The organism is Paenibacillus sp. FSL R7-0216 (genome assembly GCF_037969915.1).
GTDB lineage: Bacteria > Bacillota > Bacilli > Paenibacillales > Paenibacillaceae > Fontibacillus > Fontibacillus rhizolycopersici.
This window is the reverse complement of the sequence record NZ_CP150222.1, coordinates 307,849-328,328: the sequence shown is the minus strand read 5'-3', so window position 1 is coordinate 328,328 and position 20,480 is coordinate 307,849. Positions and strand designations below refer to the sequence as shown.

Sequence of the window (20,480 nt, the reverse complement as noted above, 5' to 3'; positions counted from 1 at the left end):
CGACAATGATGGTTAAGGACGTAGCTCCTTGATTGGTTAGGGTACCCCCGAATTTCCTATAATAACCAAGAATGAATCTTTAATTTCGAGAAAGCCAGGCTTCCCAATGGGGTGGTATCATTTGAGGCAGGAAAGGAGGAGCCTTCCAACAAAATGTAAGCGCTTAACTGCCATATTCAATATCAAAGGGGAGTGATCGAATGAATCAATCGATGAAACGTGTCCTCATGCTGCTGATCGCCGCAGTCTTGCTGCTGCCTGCAGGATGGCCGGCCTCGGTAACCAAAGCCGACACCTCGGCTCCGGACGGCACGGTCACGGTGTACCATGAGGACTTCGCAAATGGAATCGGCAAAGCAGTCCAATCAGGAGGGGCGACCCTGACGCAGGTCACTGGCAAGACGTTTACCGGCAACGAGGATGGAGGCGCATTATACGTCAGTAACCGGGTAAACAACTGGGACGCGGCCGACTTCCGGTTTAGCGATATCGGCTTGGTGAACGGCAAAACCTATACGGCCCAAGTTACCGTATACGTGGACGCCGCCGTTAGCGTACCCGCTGACGCCAAAACTGCCCTTCAAACCGTGGACAGCTACGGCAATTATGCCGAAGCGGCATACCTCGCCGGCCAAGCCGTGACATTAACGAAGGAGTTTACCGTGGATACAAGCGCAGACAAGGCGCTGCGCATCAACTCGAATGCTGCAGGTGCTGCGGTTCCTTTCTACATCGGAGACATTCGCATCACGGAGCAAGCCAGCTCCGGCGGTGGTGAGCAGCCGCCTAGAGACCCGGCATTGCCTTTCTCCACGATCACCTTTGAGGATCAAAAATCCGGCGGCTTCGCGGGCCGAGCAGGTACCGAAACGTTGACCGTGACGAACGAGGCGAACCATACGCCAGGCGGTTCCTATGCGCTCAAGGTTGAAGGCCGTACCGACACCTGGCACGGGCCAACGCTGCGCGTAGAGAAATACGTGGACCAAGGCGCCGAATACAAGATTTCGGCCTGGGTCAAGCTGATCGATCCCGCCAGCTCGCAAATCCAGCTGTCTACTCAAATCGGCGAAGGCAGCAGCGCGAATTACGTAGCCCTATCCCCCAAGACCCTAAATACCGGGGACAATTGGGTTCAGTTTGAAGGAACCTACCGTTATAACAGCGTGGGCGGCGAATTTTTGACGATTTACGTGGAAAGTTCGAATAACGCGACCGCTTCTTTTTACATCGACGACGTGAGTTTTGAAAGCACTGGATCCGGCCCAATTGCCATCCAAAAAGATCTGATCCCGCTGAAAACCGCTTACCAAAGCGACTTCTTGATCGGTAACGCCATCTCGGCCGAGGATTTGGAAGGCGTGCGCTTGGAGCTGCTCGGCATGCACCACAACGTCGCCACAGCCGGCAACGCCATGAAGCCTGACGGGCTGCAGCCGACAAAAGGCAATTTTACGTTTACCGCGGCGGATGCCATGGTCGATAAGGTCCGGGCAGAAGGGATGCAAATGCACGGCCATGTCTTGGTCTGGCACCAGCAATCGCCGGCTTGGATGAATACGGCCACCGATGCACAAGGAAACTCGGTCCCATTGAGCCGGGAAGAGGCCTTGGCTAACTTGCGGACTCACATTCAAACCGTCATGGAGCATTTCGGCAACAAGGTGATTTCTTGGGACGTTGTCAACGAAGCGATGAACGATAACCCGGGGAACCCGGCGGATTGGCAAGCGTCCTTGCGGCAAGCCCCGTGGAAGACCGCGATCGGCGATGACTACGTTGAGCAGGCGTTCCTCGCAGCCAGAGAAGTGCTCGATCGGCATCCGGAATGGGATATCAAGTTGTATTACAACGATTACAACGAAGATAACCAGAACAAAGCTCAAGCCATCTATAACATGGTCAAAGCGTTGAACGACAAATATGCGCTGACCCATCCGGGCAAAAAGCTGATCGACGGCGTCGGCATGCAAGCGCACTATAGCGTTAACACGAATCCGGAGAACGTTCGACTATCCCTGGAGAAATTCATCTCCTTGGGCGTGGAAGTCAGCATCACAGAGCTGGACATTCAAGCCGGCAGCAACTACCAGCTGTCCGAGAAGCTGGCGAATGCGCAAGGTTATTTGTACGCGCAATTGATGCAAATCTTCAAAGCGCATGCCGACCACATCGCCCGCGTCACCTTCTGGGGATTGGATGACGGCACCAGCTGGCGCTCCTCGTCTAACCCGTTGCTGTTTGACAAGAATCTTCAGGCCAAACCGGCTTATTACGGCGTGATTAACCCCGCCAAGTTCATTGAAGAACACCAACCGGATGTGTCGGAAGCGAGCCAGTCTACCGCTTTCTATGGTACGCCTACCGTAGATGGGGCGGCGGATGCCGTTTGGAGCAAAGCCCCGGCGATGCCGATCCAGCGTTACCAAACGGCTTGGCAAGGGGCATCCGGCACAGCCAAAGCGCTCTGGGACGATCAGAACCTGTATGTCCTGATTCAAGTCAGCGACGCGCAGTTGGATAAGAACAATCCAAACGCATGGGAGCAGGATTCGGTTGAGGTGTTCCTGGACGAGAATAATGCCAAGACCTCGTTCTATCAAGATGACGATGGACAATTCCGCGTGAACTATGCGAATGAGGCTAGCTTTAATCCAGAGAAGCTCGCCACAGGCTTCGTATCGGCGACCAAGGTCGACGGCACGAACTATACGGTCGAAATGAAGATTCCGTTTCAATCGGTTACACCGGCGAATAATGTAAAAATCGGCTTCGACACGCAGATCAACGATGCCAAAGACGGCGCGCGCCAAAGCGTGGCCGCCTGGAACGACACGACCGGCAACGGATATCAAGACACCTCTGTCTACGGCATCTTGACCTTGACGGGAAAAGGCAACGTCGATACGACGCCGCCCGTTTTGAAGATTACCGCCAGTCCCGCCGTTCTCTCGACACCAAACCACAAGATGGTTCCGATCCGGATCACATGGAAGGCCTCCGATAAGGATTCCGGTATTGCCTCGATTAAGTTAGTTTCGATCACCAGCAACGAAAGCGACAACGGGCTGGGCGATGGCGACAAAGCGAACGATATTCAAGGCGCCGATATCGGAACAGCTGATAAAGAGTTCCAGCTACGGGCGGAGCGATCGGGGAAAGGAAACGGAAGAATTTACACGATCACCTACGAAGCTACCGACAAGGCGGGCAATAAAACGACAGCCAAGACCACGGTCCAAGTCCCGAAGGGGAAGAAGAAGTAACAGCAAAAACGGCGGTGACAGGGATTCTCCCTGCACCGCCGTTTTCTATTCCGCCGTCATCGCTTACTCGAAGCACGCCAAGCATCCAGCTGTTTTTGCACCTCGGCCTGCACCTCGTAGAGGCCCGCCTGCTTCAGTTCCTCATTGAACTTCGGAAGTTCGGTATCTACGTCCACGCTGCCGGTCATAAGGCTCGGATAATATTTCTGCCAGACCATCTTGATGTTCTGCATCTGGATCGGCATCATGGACAAATCCGGCGTAAACCCAAACGTACTAGATTTCACGGCTCTTGCGTTGGAAGCGCGAAATTCCTCCCATTTATTTATCGGTTCCGGATTCTCGCCGCCCATCGTCTTTAAGATAAACCAGTTGCCTTGGGTAAACGTAACTCCAATGTAGTTGGACGAAACGTCGGATACGGGGTGTCCGTCCGCATCCTTCGGAGGGATCAGCACGACTTGACCCTTCTTGTCCAAGGTGTAATGCACGCCTTCGATCCCATAGTTAAATAGGTTTCGTACCTCCGGGTCGGTATTGAGCAGGTTCAAGAACTTGATACATTCGACCGGATACTTCGTATCCGAACTGACCGCCATGACGCCTCCCCGCACATCTTCGGTCGTGACCACCTCCGTCGTGACGGGATGCGCAACGACCTTGTAGCCGCGATCCTTACTCCAGCTATTCTCAGAGAGGGGGCCGCCGCTTGAGGCCTTCCAGAACACTTTCTTCCCTCTCTCCAGCTCCTGACTCTCCCGTAAAGCCGCATCTTCGTTGATGTAGCCTGCCTGATAATAACGCCGAAGCGTATCCAGCACCCGCCGAGCCTCCTCGGTTTCGAAAATACTCACGACCCGAGAACGGGAATCTAAAGACCGCAGCATTAATGGGAGTTCCTTATCAATCACGTACTCGTACCCATATAAAGCGAAGAAGTTATGGGAATCCTTGTCCAGCTCCATCGGCAAATAATCGAATTCCTTCTGCTTGATCATCTGCATCAAGGGTTCCAGCGATTCCAGGGTATTGTACTTCGTAATATCGATGTTATACTTCTTCACCAGCTCTTCCGGATACATCCACTGTTGGCGGACCGCTAATTCCTTATTGGTGGGCACGCCATAAATCCCCCCATCGTCCATCCGTACGCCCTGCCAAAACATGGGGTCAATGACATCGTACATATCCTTGCCCGTACTGGACAGATAGTCATCCAGCCGCAGCCAAGCTCCACGCTTCACGTAAGTGGTGAACTCCGGGGCATAAGCGATATCGAAGGGCGTTCCCGCCGATAACATCGTGTTGAGGCGATTATCGTATTCCTGCCATCCGACCTTGATATAAGTAATGGTGATTCCGATCTTCTTAGCCAATACTTCATTGATCTTGTCATTCACCTTCTTCAGGTCCGGATCCGGCTCCCCGATCGTATAGTAGACCAAATTGACCATGTCCTTACGCGGTATCGTTTCCCCTTTGTCAGAGGAAGGCGAACAGCCCATGACAAGTAGGGATAACATGCCGGTTAATGCCAAGAAAAGGGCCACACGATTGAACAACGAACGTCGCTGCATCCCATCCTCCTTTCCGCCTGTGGAGCACTAGCTTTTTTTTCGAAGATCCGAAGGGGACATGCCATAATATCCTTGAAAATGCGTGTAAAAGTAATTCAAATTTGCGTAGCCCACGGACTGGGCGATGTTGGCGATCTTCTCGTTCGTAGCGAGAATGCGCTCCTTCGCAAGAAGCATACGGTACGCCATCAAATATTCCGAAAATTTCATGCGGGTTTCTTTTAAGAACAACTGTCCAAGGTACGTACTATTCATGCGAAAACGCTCCGCCACCGATTTCAACGTGATGTTCTGGGCAAACTCCGCCTTCACCATGAGCAGGATACGGTTGGTCAGTTTGGATAACTCCTCATAGGGAATTCCCAGGATCGGATCCGTAGTGTTATCTTTCCTGCTGATCCCATTTAAAGTCCCCTGCAAATCCTCCACAATGATCTTCTCAATCACCTTCTGCAGCTTGGAACGCTCAACGGGCTTTAGCAGATAGTCCTTCACGCCGCAGCGAATCGCCGCTTGGGCATATTCGAATTCACTGTAACCGCTCATTATAATATATTTGGTAGGGAGACGCAGTTCATTGAGCTGATGGATGATCTCATACCCAAGATCAGGGCCGATACATACATCGAAGATGGCGATATCCGGCAATAAATCCACGGATTTGGCGATCGCGTCTTCTTTCGTTTCGCTCGTTTCGATTTGGTGAAAGCCGTATTCCCCCCAATCCAAGGTTCGCTTCATGCCCTCCAGAATCTGCGGTTCGTCATCTACGATCAGAAGCTTATACATGCTGAAGTCACCCCTTTGTGATCCTCACGGTAATCTTGACTCCCGCTTCCTCATTATTCTCAATTTCCATCGCTAAGGCCTCACCATAGAAAAAATGCAGCCGGGTATGCACGTTACGCAGTCCAATACTGCGTACAGGCGTATCATCACGACAGATCAGATGTTGCCTCACTTCTTCCAGACGCGCTTCGGGTATACATTTCCCGTTATCCATAAATTCCAGGATGAACCGTCCGTCCTCTTCCCAACCGTTCACGACGAGTAAATTGAATTCACTGCTTGAATTGAACCCATGAACGAAGAAGTTCTCGGCCAGCGGTTGCATCCAAAATTTGACCGTCTGGAGACGCAATAGCGCCTCATCCACATTGATCTGATAATAGAACCGTCCCGGATACTTCAGCTCCATGATGCTCAGAAACTTCTGCAACAGTTCCAGCTCTTCCCCGATCGAAATAATATTGTCTTTGTGAACGATATCGCGATAGAGAGAACCTAAGGTCGCAATGGCATCCGCCGTATCCACGTCACGGTGAAGCAAAGCCGTGGAGCGAATCGACTCCAGGGTATTGTACAGAAAATGGGGGTTGATCTGATGCTGAAGCGCTTTCATTTCGGTTTCCTGCTGCTTCAATTTCAGCAAATACTCGGTGCGAATATGTTTATCAAGCTCATGCACCATATCATCCAATTCGCGGGCAATCATGCCGTATTCGTTGCGCCGATAGGGAGCGGGGAAACTCGACGTGAAATCCGCCGTCTTCACTCGCTTGATGGAGTGGATGATGTGCCTTAGGAATCTCGCATCGTCACGCATATTGTAAGCGATAAGCAGCAATACGCTAATCATGGCCAACAGAACAATACCTACGACAGCAAATAGGATGCCCGCCTTTTGATGCATCAGGTGAGACAAATCCACGAGAAACACAAATCGGTAATCAAACTTGGTGGAGGTAAAGGTCATGAAGAAGACATTCTTCATCCCCCCTAAGGAAGAATACCCGCTGCTTCGTTTCTCCTCCGTGGCTTTGAGCGCCATCTCCTTGGTCCCATGGTCCATGCCGGAGATCATATACACTTCACCCGAATCGCTAATGGCCGCGGCGATGTCCAACTTATAACCTTGTACTTTCCTGAACAACGGATCGCTGCCGATCAAGAAGCGGAACTCTCCGATTTGACGAGAAATCTGGTTGGGGTCGGACAATTTCTTACGGTACACAAATCCCTTCTCCATAGACTCGCGAAAGATCTCATCCGTGTTCGGCACGCGAAACAGAAAGCTAGGATTGCCATTGTCATCAAACCGCACCACGTTGCTATCGGAATCGGTATGCAGACTGACTTGGGTCAGATCTCCCTTCATGGAACTGTGTAAGAAAGCCCTCATATCTTCCGGGAAAGAGACCAGCGGTTCATTGTATTGGCTATTCTGCAGCCTGCTCGTCTGGTAACCTTCCGCGGTGTTCCCAAGAAAGAAACGAACATCCGTCATCAGGCGATCATTAGAGTAAATTCGCTGCATATAAGCTTCAATTCGATCGGTATCATACTGCAGCTCGTTCTCGATTCGAGCAAACGTGCTGATTGCTTCAGCTCGAGCACCCTCGATCCACTGATACATGAGAACTGCACAGGTCATGATGCCCAGCGCCAAACCGATGGTCACAACAGATATCGTATAGGCAATGAATTTACTTCGGTATATTTTAATCTGCCAAAAGGAGCCCATTCGGCGCCTCCTTTGCCTTGTGTCTTACGGCGCTGATTCCAATGCCATCCTCTGTCCTCATTATACCATCATATTGAAAAGCCCGAACGGTAGATAAATCTACCGTCCGGGCCAATCGAGTGAAGCCTTAGCTCTTATTTAAAGAAGGCATCAATCTGCTCTTGTGCAGCTTTCATGATGGTATCCATTCCGGCCTTTTTCAGTTCTTCGATGATCTGTGGCACCCTCTTCTCCGGATCGGATGCGCCTGTGAGCAATTCATAACGGTACTTATCCCACGTCGCTTTCACGTTCGCTACTTCGGTAGTCAGATTGGTCGTGTCGAGTGAGAAACCGAGCAAGGACGAAGCGGTCGCTTGTTCATTCAGCTTCTGAACTTGTACCCATTGATCTTCCGGAGCTCCTTTGGTTGTCGCCATATTGAAGAAGGTCCCTTGCGTATATCCAGCCAGCGGCCAAGTATCGGAAATACGTTCAATGACTTTCTCGCCGTCCACTTTCACGTAGTCGACGCCCTCTTCACCAAAGGCCAGCATGTTGCGAAGCTTCGGATCGGTATTCACCAGCTCCAGGTATTTCAAAGCTTCCTTCTTATACTTGGAATTGGCCGAGATTCCGTTGAGGGAACCTTGAATCGTTGCCGTCGTGTAGAGCGGTCCGTAAACCTGCGTCATGTCGTACTTCTCGACGCCCTCGTTGATTTGCCAAGTAATGTCCGCCCCTGGGAAGCCTTGAGCACTGAAGAACGCGCGGCCTTTGTCCGCTTCCGGCTTGGTTGGAGCATCGGGATTGATAATGCCATCCTTATACCATTGGTGCAGAATCTTCAATTCGTCCATGACATCCTGTTGTTCCAGAACGGATACCACCTTGCGGGAAGCGTCATCCACCGACACCCCAATCGGAGGGAATCCCAGCGCAAGATCGTCATACCGGTTAAAGAATCCGTTAAATCCGTCGCCTTGCGTCATCGGCAATGGATAGAAGCTCTTGCCCTCTCCGTCTTTCATGTCGTGGAACGGTTTATCCAGATCCTTCAGGGTTTTGATGTTGTTCAAGTCAATGCCGTATTTCTCAACATACTTATGATCGAACACCCAATATTGGGTTAGAGAGGAGTCCTTATAGGTTGGCACGGAATAAAGCTTGCCGCCGATTCTCGTCCCATCCCATACCTTCTCTGGAATGAACTTATACAGTTCCGGTGTCTCGCTTTGCACCAAATCGGTGATGTCTGCGAGCGCCCCGATGGTCACTTGCTGATTGTATTTGGAAACGTTGGTGAAGAGGATATCGAAAGGTTCACCCGTGTTTACGATCGTGTTAATTTTCGTATCCCAATCGCCCCAGCTTGCCACTTTAATGTCGATCTTCACGCCGATTTTCTCGGCTGTGTATTCGTTCATGGCTTCGATGGCCTTCTCGAAGTTATCCGGAACCTGACCGCCGATCGTCCACCATACCAACGTCGGGATCTCCCCCGAAGTTGTCGGTGTTTCTGTAGAAGTGTTCGTCGAAGAGTCTGGCGAGTTGTTCGCCGACGAAGAATTCGACTTCGAACCGCATGCGGCAAGAACGGACATGAGAAGCATCATAATACATAGGGTAGAGATGAGCTTCAAAGACCTTGTCATAGATATTTCCTCCCTTTTGTGTTCTTAATATACATAAACTGAGACAAGCCCAGTTTATTTCGGATTATCCTTTGACTGCGCCTACAGTCAAGCCGGAGATGAAGTATCGCTGGAAGAAGGGATACGCAAAGGCGACCGGGAGCACAATCACGACAGCCACCGCCATGCGGGCGGATTCTTTAGGCATCGTGGCAACCAGCTCCGCGTAACTAATCCCCAGACTAGAAGCATTCCTTGCCAGCGCGTCCACATTGCTCATCAAGTTATTCAACAGTGCCTGCAACGAATACAGGTCCTGATTGTTGATGTACAACATCGATTGGAACCAGTCATTCCAGTAACCAAAACATAGGAACAAACCTATCGTTGCGATGACCGGTAAGGAGATCGGTAAAATGATCGAGAAGAAAATGCGCAACTGGCCGGCTCCATCGATTTCTGCGGATTCGATTAATCCGTCCGGAATCGTGCTTTTAAAGAAGGTCTTACAAATAATGACGTTAAATGAGGAGACCGCCAGCGGCAGAATCAGCGACCAAACCGTATCTTTCAGCCCCAGTAAATTGGCATTGATATAGTAGCTCGAGACCAACCCGCCGTTGAACACCATTGGAATAAATACGACCCACGTCAGGAACCCCTTCAGCTTATAATTCGGCCGAGAGAGAACGTACCCCATCGAGGTGGTGAGCAGAATCCCCAACACGGTTCCGACGATCGTGACAAAGACGGAGATCCCCAAGGCCTGCAAAATCATCGTTCCCTGCTTCGCGATATACCCGTAGGCATCCCCCGAGAAGGCCGTTGGGATCAGGTGATAGCCGTTCTCCCGAATCGAGTCTTCACTGGACAGCGAGATGGATAAGACCACCAGCATAGGCACAACACAAATCACCGCAAGGAAGAAGAAGAGGAGATGGAGGAGTAAATTCACCCCTTTGCTTGGACGATTAAAGCGATCCAAGCCGCTCTCGTAAACCGTTCTTGTTGCCATAAACGCACCTCCTTAGATCATCGCGCTATCCGAATCGATTTTGCGAACCGTCCAGTTCGCCGCTAGAATCATCAGACAGCCGAGAACCGATTGTACAAAAGCCGCAGCCGAAGCCATGCCGACAGTTGCCGTTTTGAGCTGCTTGTAAACCAAGACATCAATCGTCGTGGCCACATTAAACAGGGAATTGGAGTCCCTCGGGACCTGAAAGAATAACCCGAAGTCCGTGTAGAAGATCCGTCCCACCGCCAAGATGAACATCATCACGATAACCAGTTTCATCAGCGGCAGCGTGATAAACCGGGTTTGCTGCCAGAGCGTAGCGCCATCGATCACGGCCGCTTCATAGTAGGTCTTATCAATCCCGGCGATTGTCGCCAAATAGACGACCATTCCATAACCTAGCCCCTTCCAGATATTCATGAAGATCAAGAAGTAAGGCCAATATTTCGGTTCCATGTACCAGTTGACCGGCTCATTTCCCCAATTCACCAACATTTGATTGAGAATCCCCTTATCGAAACTTAAGAACGCCCAACCCACAGCGGAGACTACAACCCAGGAGAGGAAATAGGGCAGGAACATCATCGTTTGATAGGCTTTCCCGGCCCGGCGGTTGTGGATCATCCCGATCATCAAGGCTAAAGCCACGGGGATCACAATCCCAAGGACGATAAAGATCAAGTTGTACCCGATGGTGTTCCGAATAATGATCCAGGCATCGTTCGACTTGAAGAGGAATTCAAAGTTTTTGAGGCCTGCCCAGGGGCTGTTGAATACATTGCTCAGAAACCCACCGGTTATTTTGAAATTCTTAAAGGCGATAATGATGCCGAACATCGGCAGGAAACTGAACAGAATATACCAAAGGGTCGTTGGCAAGGCCAATAACGTCAGCTCCGTGTCTTGTTTGCGCCAACGCGAGTGTAAGCGCTTTCTGTTTTCCTTCGACTTCATGTTCCGTCACCTCTTTCCTTCAGCGTGTACTGCTCTGTCTAATCTCATTTTATCGGGAATACAGCGCTTACATCCAGACCATAAACTTGATACTATAGTCAACAAACTTTAGATTTGTACACAAAAATAGCCCGCTCTCGATGAGCGGGCTTAAGGTCATACCTATGATGTTATTGATTGCGGATCATGTAATCGAAGGCTCCCAAGGCAGCTGTCGCGCCTGAACCCATCGAAATAATGATTTGCTTGTAAGCCGAGTTCGTGCAGTCGCCGGCCGCAAATACGCCTGGAAGAGTCGTTGCCCCACGGTTGTCGACGATAATCTCGCCCATCCGGGTACGTTCTAGCGTGCCTTCCAGCCATTCCGTGTTCGGCACAAGGCCGATTTGAACGAATACGCCTTCCAGCTCGAGATGCTTCTCTTCACCGCTTTCCCGCTCGATGTAGGTTACTCCGTTCACCTTGCTGTCCCCCGTAACTTCCTTCACTTGCGCGTTCTTGATTACGGTGGTGTTCGGCAAGCTGTTCAGACGATCCTGCAAGACAGAGTCGGCTTTCAACTCAGGCATGAATTCAAGTACGGTCACATGCGATGCCACGCCCGCCAGGTCAATGGCTGCCTCAACACCGGAGTTGCCTCCGCCGACGACAGCGACACGTTTCCCTGCAAACAATGGACCATCACAGTGCGGGCAATACGCCACGCCTTTATTCTTAAATTCTGCTTCGCCCGGTACATTCATGTTGCGCCAGCGTGCCCCGGTGGACAGGATGACCGTTTTGCTCTTCAGGACCGCACCGTTCTCCAGCTCCACTTCGATCAGGTCCTTCTTCTGAAGGCCTTTCGCCCGCTGCGACATCATGATGTCGATATTGTATTCCTTCGCGTGTTCCTCCAGATTGGCCGCAAGCTTAGGCCCTTCGGTATACTTCACGCCAATCAAGTTCTCGATGCCAAGGGTGTCGTTCACTTGTCCGCCAAAGCGTTCAGCGACGATCCCGGTACGGATCCCTTTACGTGCTGCGTAAATCGCCGCGCTGGCACCGGCAGGTCCGCCCCCTACGACAAGCACGTCGTAAGGCTCTTTGCCTTCAAATGCCGTCGTATCCGACGAGCCCAGCTTGCCCAGAATGTCCTCGACGGACATCCGGCCGTTACCGAACAGCTCCCCGTTCATGAATACGGTTGGCACCGCCATGATCTCTTTGCTCTCGACTTCATCCTTGAAAGCCGCGCCGTCGATCATTGTATGGGAAATGCCAGGATTCAGAACGCTCAGCAGGTTCAACGCCTGAACGACGTCCGGGCAGTTATGGCAGGTCAAGCTGACGTAGGTTTCGAAGCGGTATTCGCCTCGAATCCCCTTGATTTGATCAATAATATGCTGTTCAACCTTCGGAGGTCTTCCGCTGACTTGCAACAAAGCCAGTACCAGGGAAGTAAACTCATGGCCCAGTGGAACACCGGCAAAGGTGATGCCGGTCTCTTCCCCTACGCGATTCACGCTGAAGCTAGGGGTTCTGGGTAAAGTCGTTTGTTCGACGGTAATTTTATCCGACATGCTGGACAACTCGTGAACGAGGTCCAGCATATCGTTCGAAACCGTATCGGTTCCGGCACTGACTTTCAGCAGAACATTCCCTTCAAGAAGCTGAAGATATTGCTCTAATTGTTGTTTGATGTCTGCATCCAGTTTCATGATTCTCTCTCCTTAGATCTTGCCAACCAAGTCAAGGCTTGGTTTCAAAGTTGCGGCTCCTTCTTTCCATTTCGCCGGGCAAACTTCACCTGGATGGTTATGAACGTATTGAGCTGCTTTGATCTTGTCGATCAGGGTGCTTGCATCGCGTCCAATCCCGCCAGCCGTGATTTCGATAGCTTGGATCACGCCGTTCGGGTCGATGATAAAGGTACCCCGATCCGCCACGCCTTCTTCTTCGATCAGAACGTCGAAGTTGCGGGAAATCGTGTGGGAGGGGTCGCCGATCATAATGTAAGTAACCTTGCCGATCGCTTCGGAGCTATCGTGCCAAGCTTTATGCACGAAGTGGGAGTCGGTCGATACAGAATAGACCTCAACGCCAAGATCTTTCAAGGTAGCATATTGATCCTGCAAGTCTTCCAGCTCCGTAGGGCATACGAACGTGAAGTCCGCTGGATAGAAGCATACAACGCTCCATTTCCCTTTAAAGTCTGCATCGGAAACATCGATAAATTTCCCGTTCTGATAAGCTTGAGCTTTAAAAGGCAATACTTCTTTTCCAATCAATGACATGATTTAACTCTCCTTTTGGCTGTGGTTTGTCTGTTATTTATATTAATTATTATATGCGAACCATTCTCAACGTCAATCTACTTCACCAAGTCTTCACAATTAATATACCCTCATCCGTTGAAACTAATCGTTTGCTTTGTAACTTTCACAAATTACTCACACGACTTTCAGAGGAACCCACTCGACTTTTAGAGCTTACTAGAAAGGATGAATAGGATCATGGGGCGCAAACCTAAAAGGCTTCGGACCGGAGGTTCGGTCGGAAGCCTTTTTTACGATTCCCTCCTTCGTTTCCGCTTGGACAGAAGGTACGGGCCGATCATCGCCCTGAGGATACGGTAACGGAGCTTGAAGGGATAGGGTGCAGCCCTCCCGTTTTCCTTCAAATAACTAAAGGCCGCACGGTTTCCCCGACTCGAATTACATTCGCTGCAAGAGGCAATCAGGTTCTGGGGTAGATCCGAACCGCCTTTGCTTGAGGGAATGAGATGGTCTACCGTCGTTGCAGGAGCACCGCACCATAAGCAGGTGTAGCGGTCTCGCCTTAGGGCGATCTTCCGATAATCTCGGAACAAGAACGGGTTGTAGAGCAATTGGATGGTCTGCTCGTCCAGCCAGACGGCCCGTTCCCGATTTACTTCCCGCCAAGCGCGATCCAGCGTGCACGGGGTTAGCTCTCGGCCATCCATATTCAATACGGTGATCACGCCGATCCCCTCCTAGGTTTTGATCAGGAGGTCACTCCTTGTTTGATTTTCACATAAGGACGCATCAAATAACTGGCTACTTTCAAGGGATTGATCCGTTTGGAAAAACACAGCTTGTTCGCCAGAGGACCATCCAGCACCCGTACGATTCGATCCAAATCGGCATTGTCGAGCTGTTCCATCACCCGACGTAGAACCAGCGAATGCTCATAGCTTTGACGTAGGGGGGCAGTCAACTCCTCATACTTGCCTAGACCGCATAGATCGTAAGCCGCATAAACTCCGGTCAAAAGTGCACTATATTGCCCAAATCCCAAGAACGGCATCAAGCTGCCATAGCAATTTCCAACATAGAAGGTGTTGCCGATCCGGGCCCTTTCGCAGATCCCCACCAGGTAATGCGTGATATGAAATTCATCCGTCACGGGGAGAGTCTGCCCTAGTTCGGTTCGAACGGTTTGGTGGAACGGTTCCCAGAGGTCCTGAAGTTTGACTCCCTCATTCGCGGGGATATCGGGGATGCCGATGACCAGGTTCGCTTCTTTCTCCGAAAAAGGAAGGAGATATCCGTACCCTCTCGGAGTAAGGTCGTAATCGAACCAGGTCTTGACTGCGTAGCGATCAAATTGACCTTCGACGGTAGCCCCCATCAAGGATACAGAGAGGTCTTCCCGAAAGTTTCGGGTTTTTTTCGCGTAACCCGCGTCCCCTGTGGCCATGACCACATGCGTATAGTCCGCCAGCAGTTGCTCATAGGTTTTCTCCGATTGAAAATAGATTGGCGAATTCACTTGCCGGCTGAGCTGGGCTTCGAACGAATCTTCTTCTCTCCCGCGGATATTGAGGAAGCCTAACGGTCCCTCCAGGATGGCCTTCTCCCACTTGGATTGAATCGTCATCTGTTCAATGCTCGCAGTCGGGTGAAGGAACAGTCCGTATTCTTCGGAAAACTTAGCAATGACATCCTGAACCGGCCGCGAAAATATCGAAAGAAGCGCCTCCGCATTCACGAACCGGTCGCCGACTCGACTCCTTTTCTCAAAGATGACCGGTTCGATGCCGTTACGCTCCAACGTAATCGCGCAAGCTAGGCCCGATAACCCCGCCCCCATAATAGCTACCTTCATACCGCAACCCTCATCTATTCAATAGTTGTAAGATATAGGGTCTCTTATTTAAATTTGAGCATGCATGACTTATGGGTGGGAGTTCATGGGAGGTTTAGGTGTTATCAGATACTTGTTCATTCGTCAACGTCATAAGCTCACTGACCGTCACCAACCGATATCCATCGGCAGTCAGCTCCTCGGTTAGCACCCGAACCGCCTCGATCGTCTGTGCCCGGTCACCATATCCGTCATGGAACAGGAAGATACTGCCGTTCGCCACCGACCGGCGCGTATGCTCCAAGATAAAATCCACGCCGGGTTGGGGCTGCTCCCAATCCTTTGCCTCACCGTTAACGCACCCGATCGAATAATACCCGAACTCCTCGGCAAGCGATAAGATAACCTCATTCACGGCAAAATACGGCGGCCGGAAGCTGAATGCCGGCTTTCCGGTCACCTGGCGGATCCGCTCGTCTCCCAGCAGGATTTCGGCCCGTGCCTCCTCCAGCGTCAAACGGGTCAAATCCGGATGTGAGTACGTGTGATTGGCAATCTCATGTCCGGCGGCATGTACCTTGGCCGCGATGTCTCCAAACCGATCGATCTCCTGCCCAATCATGCAAAAGGTGGCCTTCCCGTTCACCTTCCGAAAAATCTCCAGCACTTGTTCCGTATAAACGGGATGCGGCCCGTCGTCAAACGTAAAGGCGACCGCCTTCTCCCCGGTCGGCACCCGGTGTACCAACGAACCCTTGGCCATCATCATGAGACCCCTCCGATTCATTTAAGATGCCAGCTAGCCTAGACCAGCGTCAGCACGACGACAGACATCGGCGGCAGCGTTGCCGACAAGCCGTTTTCACTTACCTTCGTAACTCCTTCAAATACGTGCGGTTTCACTGTCTCTGGCTGCTCGAAGGTATTATGCGCATTCCTATCGGCATGCGTCAACACTCGCCCGGTGACCTTCTTGCCCGCCGCTAATCCGCGCAATTGCAGAGTTACGGAAGCTTCCTGCTGCGGATCAACGTTGCACAGGCTAATATCGATCGTGCCGTCCGCTCGTTTTGAAGCCGAACCGCTGATCTGAGGAATCGAATCCTCGCCCAAGCTGTAGACGTCTGCGTCCAGATGAAGGGCAAGCGCCTCGGCGTCCTGGTGAACCTTAAACATCTCGAAGACATGATAGGTTGGGGTCAACAGCATCTTCTCGCCTTCGGTCAGAATCATCGCCTGCAGCACGTTGACGGTCTGCGCAATATTTGCCATATGGACGCGGTCGCAGTGACGGTGGAAGATATGAAAATGCAAACCGGCAACCAGCGCATCCCGCATGGAATTTTGCTGATACAGGAAACCTGGATTTGTCCCCGGTTCCACTTGGAACCAGTTCCCCCACTCGTCCACGATTAGGCCGACCCGTTTCTGCGGATCGTATTGGTCCATGATCGCCGAATGCCGCTTAATCAACTCGTCCATATGAAGCGCTAGCTTCATCGTCTCGAACCACTCCGCTTCATCGAAGCCCAGCGCCGGACGTTTGACTTCAAAACCTCCCGGCACCGTGTAGTTATGCAGGCTGAGTCCGTCCATGTACGCGCCGGCTTGGCGCATCAGCGTCTCCGTCCAGTGGTAGTCATCGACATTGGCGCCGCCGGCGATTTTATAAAGCCGGTTCTCGCCGTAATTTCGGACGTACGTCTGGTATCTGCGGTACTCGTCGGCGTAATATTCCGCCCGCATGTTCCCGCCGCAGCCCCAGTTCTCGTTGCCGACACCGAAATACTTCAGGTGCCAAGGCTTCTCCCGTCCGTTCGCCTGCCGCCAGTTGGCCATCGGCGATTCGCCGTCAAAGGTCATGTATTCGACCCATTCCTGCATCTCCTGCACGGTTCCGCTGCCGACGTTCCCGCAAATGTACGGCTCCGTGCCCAGCAGCTCGCAGAGATCAAAAAATTCATGCGTACCAAAGTGATTATTCTCCACGACGCCGCCCCAATGCGTATTCACCATCCGTTTTCGTTGTTCCCGCGGACCCACGCCGTCCTTCCAATGGTACTCGTCAGCAAAACAGCCGCCCGGCCAGCGCAGCACCGGGATGTTCAGTCCCCGCAGTGCTGCGAGTACGTCGTTTCGAATGCCGCGGGTGTTCGGAATCGGCGAATCCTCGCCCACCCAGATGCCTTCGTAGATACAGCGGCCGAGATGCTCGGCGAAGTGCCCGTAAATATGGCGGCTGATCGTTCCAACGGATTGATCGGCATTGACCGTGATTTTGGCAACCATCCTCTGTTCTCCCTTCATTTCTAACCTTTGACTGCCCCTGCAATCATGCTTTGTTGGACTTGCTTGTTCAACAATAAATAAATGACCACCGTTGGGACGGTCGTGATCATCAGCCCAGCCCCTATGATTCCCCACTGCGTAATGTACGTTCCGACCATCGACATCATCCCGACCGTCAGCGTCTGATAATGCGCGTCATTGATGAAGGTCACCGCAAACATCAGCTCGTTCCAACAGGAGAGGAAGGTGAAGATCGCTACGGTAGCGATCGCGGGACGAATCAACGGCAGAATGATATAAAAGAAGGTTCTGTAAATGCCGCATCCGTCGATCACCGCGGATTCCTCCATCTCGCGGGGAACCCCCTTGAAGAAGCTGCCGAGAATGAATACGGCCATCGGAATTCCGAACGCGACGTAAGGAATAATCAACGACCAGTAGGTGTTCAGCAAATGCAGGTTTTTTAGAACCATAAACAACGGCAACAGCGCCGCATGAATCGGGACCATCATCCCGAGGAGGATCAGCGTCATCGTCAAATTGCTCAGCTTCCAGTTCATTCTCGTGATGGCATAGGCCGCCATCGAGGACAAGATCAATACCAGGATGATGGAAGCCGCCGTGACCCACACGCTATTCACGAAGTAGCTCATGACGTTGCCGTCCGATAATGCCTTGGCATAGTTGCTCCAAAGGAGCTTCTTCGGAAATCCCGCTACATCGCCGCTGAAGATCTCGCTGTTGTCTTTCAGGGAGAAGAACGCGAGCCAAATCAGGGGATACACTTGAACAATCGCCACGAGGACCAAAAACAATTGCAACAGGACCTTCCCAAGGAATGACGGCTTTTTGGGCAACCTTGCTTCTACAGTATTCATCAAACTCACCCCTATTCGGTCTTGAAGAATTTATTGATCAGCACCGTGAAGATCAAGCATTCCAGAATAATAAAGACGGATACCGCACTGCCGTAACCGTACCGGTACGTATTGAAGATCGTCGTGTACATCAAGGTGCTTGGCACCTCGGTCGCGAACAAAGGACCGCCGCCCGTGAGGACATACACCAGATCAAAGACCTTGAAGGCGCCAATGACCGAGAAAACGAGACAGACTTTGAGAATCGGCTTCATTAACGGGATCGTAATCGAGAAGGCGGTTCGGACCCGGGAAGCCCCGTCAATTTTGGCCGCTTCGAGAATATCCTGCGAGATCGACTTCGCCCCGGCATACATCAGCAGCATATGATATCCGACGTATTGCCACAGGGTTGGAATGAACGACGCCACGAGGGCGGTTTTTTTCTGACCTAGCCAATCTTGGGCCAATCCCGAGAGGCCGATGTTGTCCAGCAATGTATTTAAAAGGCCGTAATCCGCATTGTAGATTTTGGACCATAATTGCGCGATCACCACGGTGGAGATCAACACCGGAATAAAATACACCGTCCGATAAAAGCCTTCACCTTTCACCGAGGAAGCCAGGATTAAGGCAAGCAGCAGAGAAATCGGCAATTGAATGAAGATGGATGCTGCCGCGAACAGGAAGGAATTGCGGATGGAATGCAGAGCCCTGGCATCGGTGAACATCTCCACGTAGTTATCCAGTCCGATAAAAGTTCCTTTACCGACGCCATTCCAATCCAACACGCTGTAATAACTCGAGACAAAGATCGGAACCAATACAATTCCGCAAAAAATGAGAAGGGTAGGAAGAACGAATATCGCAATCGCGGTCTTGTTCGAAAACACTGAATTCATCGTAAGTTCTCCTCTCAAAGATCGTGGTCAGGGTTTCCCCTGACCACGTCTGGTTTGAGATGATTCAAGGATTAAAGCGTAAGTTCCGTCGGTTTGAGCTGCGCCATCTGTTTACAGAACTCCTCTGGCGTAATATCGCCAGCCAGGAGCGAGGCAATCAGGTTCTTATGCGTTTCCGCAGACTCGGCCGGAAGAATGTTATCCCACCAGGTAATAAACGAGGTTGCGGTCTTCATAATGTCGGCGGCCGATTGGTCCAGCGAGGACAGGCTTGAGGTGTCCAGCCCATCGATGTTCCAGCTTGGAAGGCCTGCGCCGGCCAGATAACCCTGCGTACCCAACTGCTCGCTCAGATACATCAGGAAATCAACCGCTTCTTTCGGATGCTTCGTCGTGCTGCTGACATAGAACCCGTCTACGGCCCCGCCGAAGATTTCCGTAGCTTTGCCCTTCCCGTCTTCAAACACCGGGAATGGAATGACTTGAACCTTCCCTTTGGTTGCCGAGGACGGATCTTCGATCCCGGCATTCACCCAGTTCGCTTGGAACATCATGGCGCCGCTGCCTGCATTAAATGCGCCCAGCATCTCATCGTAGCTCATACTCAGCATACTGCTGTTAAACGCGCCTACCTTCGCCAGTTCCTGCATCTTGGCCGCGGCGGCAACGAAATCCGGCGAATCCCATTTGGCCGGATCCTTGAAGGCTTCGATCACCGCGTCATTTCCGGCCTGGCGCATTGCGATCATGTCGTACCAGTACATGCCCGGCCAGCGGTCTTTCTCGCCAATCAGCGCCGGCGTGATTCCCGCCGCTTTCAGCTTCTCCACCGCATCCAGCAATTCCGTGTACGTCGTCGGGATTTTGGCTCCCGCCTTCTCGAACAACTCGGTGTTTACGTAAAGGTTGGCAATATGGGTGTAAACGGGCAGCGTATAGATTTTGCCGTCGGTTTCAATGGCTTCTGCCATCCCCGGCGCCATCTTCGATTTGATCTCATCGGTCAGATAGCTGGAGATTTCCAGCACGTTTTCGGATTCGATATAAGGCTGCATAAAGCTTCCGCCGCCCATGCCGTAGAAGAGGTCTGGCGCTTCGTTAGCCGCCAGTGACGTTTTGATTTTCGTCTTGTACTGTTCGCCGGTTGTACCGGTCCGTTCAATTTGGACGTCGGGATGCTCGCTGTTCCACTTCTCGATGATTTGCGGCAGCAATTTCGCCGACGGGTCCGTGTTCCCTACCGATTGGTCCCATAACGTCAGCTTGATGGAACCGCTTCCACTTCCGTCCGAAGACTTCCCTTCGGAAGAATTGGACGAACAGGCTGCCAAGCTACCCGCTAGACCTAACGCAAGGACGATACTCATGGATCTTTTTAACAACGCTTTCAT

At 51.7% G+C, this 20,480-nt stretch carries 16 protein-coding genes; 1 reads left to right on the top strand and 15 read right to left on the bottom strand.

All coding sequences use genetic code 11. The features are described 5' to 3' along the window. The first annotated feature begins 200 nt into the window (after nt 1-200). On the top strand, nt 201-3,266 hold the full coding sequence (locus MKZ15_RS01480) for an endo-1,4-beta-xylanase (protein ID WP_339819251.1): 3,066 nt from the start codon (nt 201-203) through the stop codon (nt 3,264-3,266). A gap of 56 nt (nt 3,267-3,322) precedes the next feature. Here the strand turns inward: MKZ15_RS01480 and MKZ15_RS01475 are convergent, their stop codons facing one another. The 15 genes from MKZ15_RS01475 to MKZ15_RS01405 all read right to left on the bottom strand — a co-directional run bounded on the left by MKZ15_RS01475 (nt 3,323) and on the right by MKZ15_RS01405 (nt 20,480). Then, complete coding sequence (locus tag MKZ15_RS01475) at nt 3,323-4,843, bottom strand: ABC transporter substrate-binding protein (RefSeq protein ID WP_339819248.1); 1,521 nt, start codon at nt 4,841-4,843, stop codon at nt 3,323-3,325. 27 nt (nt 4,844-4,870) lie between these two features. Then, the gene (locus tag MKZ15_RS01470) at nt 4,871-5,632 is read right to left on the bottom strand and encodes a helix-turn-helix domain-containing protein (RefSeq protein WP_155607012.1); all 762 of its coding nucleotides are present in this window, start codon (nt 5,630-5,632) and stop codon (nt 4,871-4,873) included. 7 nt (nt 5,633-5,639) lie between these two features. Further along, entirely contained in the window at nt 5,640-7,367 is a 1,728-nt protein-coding gene (locus MKZ15_RS01465; RefSeq protein WP_193417211.1) for a histidine kinase, read from the bottom strand. Nucleotides 7,368-7,501: 134 nt separating this feature from the next. Beyond that, on the bottom strand, nt 7,502-9,001 hold the full coding sequence (locus MKZ15_RS01460; RefSeq protein ID WP_339819244.1) for an ABC transporter substrate-binding protein: 1,500 nt from the start codon (nt 8,999-9,001) through the stop codon (nt 7,502-7,504). A 64-nt stretch (nt 9,002-9,065) separates the two neighbouring features. Further along, a complete protein-coding gene (locus tag MKZ15_RS01455) occupies nt 9,066-9,995 on the bottom strand; it encodes a carbohydrate ABC transporter permease (RefSeq protein ID WP_213623098.1) in 930 nt (309 codons plus the stop codon). Between the two features lie 12 nt (nt 9,996-10,007). Further along, nucleotides 10,008-10,952 (bottom strand): ABC transporter permease subunit, encoded by a 945-nt coding sequence (locus tag MKZ15_RS01450; protein ID WP_339819241.1) that lies wholly within the window; start codon nt 10,950-10,952, stop codon nt 10,008-10,010. A gap of 170 nt (nt 10,953-11,122) precedes the next feature. Further along, nucleotides 11,123-12,652, bottom strand: coding sequence for an alkyl hydroperoxide reductase subunit F (gene ahpF, locus MKZ15_RS01445; protein ID WP_339819238.1), 1,530 nt, complete (start codon nt 12,650-12,652; stop codon nt 11,123-11,125). Nucleotides 12,653-12,664: 12 nt separating this feature from the next. Then, nucleotides 12,665-13,228 (bottom strand): alkyl hydroperoxide reductase subunit C, encoded by a 564-nt coding sequence (gene ahpC / locus MKZ15_RS01440; protein ID WP_155607006.1) that lies wholly within the window; start codon nt 13,226-13,228, stop codon nt 12,665-12,667. A gap of 272 nt (nt 13,229-13,500) precedes the next feature. Beyond that, the gene (locus MKZ15_RS01435; protein WP_339819236.1) at nt 13,501-13,935 is read right to left on the bottom strand and encodes an HNH endonuclease; all 435 of its coding nucleotides are present in this window, start codon (nt 13,933-13,935) and stop codon (nt 13,501-13,503) included. Between the two features lie 23 nt (nt 13,936-13,958). Next, nucleotides 13,959-15,062 carry an NAD(P)-binding protein gene (locus tag MKZ15_RS01430; RefSeq protein WP_339819234.1) on the bottom strand — a complete coding sequence of 368 codons (1,104 nt, stop codon included), beginning with the start codon at nt 15,060-15,062 and terminating at the stop codon, nt 13,959-13,961. Between the two features lie 94 nt (nt 15,063-15,156). After that, the gene (locus MKZ15_RS01425) at nt 15,157-15,804 is read right to left on the bottom strand and encodes a polysaccharide deacetylase family protein (protein WP_339822243.1); all 648 of its coding nucleotides are present in this window, start codon (nt 15,802-15,804) and stop codon (nt 15,157-15,159) included. Between the two features lie 41 nt (nt 15,805-15,845). After that, nucleotides 15,846-17,330, bottom strand: a complete 1,485-nt coding sequence (locus tag MKZ15_RS01420) for an alpha-N-arabinofuranosidase (RefSeq protein WP_155607004.1) — start codon at nt 17,328-17,330, stop codon at nt 15,846-15,848. Between the two features lie 20 nt (nt 17,331-17,350). Then, nucleotides 17,351-18,208: a carbohydrate ABC transporter permease gene (locus MKZ15_RS01415; protein WP_213623095.1), complete on the bottom strand. Its 858-nt coding sequence runs from the start codon at nt 18,206-18,208 to the stop codon at nt 17,351-17,353. Between the two features lie 11 nt (nt 18,209-18,219). Further along, on the bottom strand, nt 18,220-19,089 hold the full coding sequence (locus MKZ15_RS01410; protein WP_155607002.1) for a sugar ABC transporter permease: 870 nt from the start codon (nt 19,087-19,089) through the stop codon (nt 18,220-18,222). Nucleotides 19,090-19,160: 71 nt separating this feature from the next. Then, nucleotides 19,161-20,480 (bottom strand): extracellular solute-binding protein, encoded by a 1,320-nt coding sequence (locus MKZ15_RS01405; RefSeq protein ID WP_155607001.1) that lies wholly within the window; start codon nt 20,478-20,480, stop codon nt 19,161-19,163.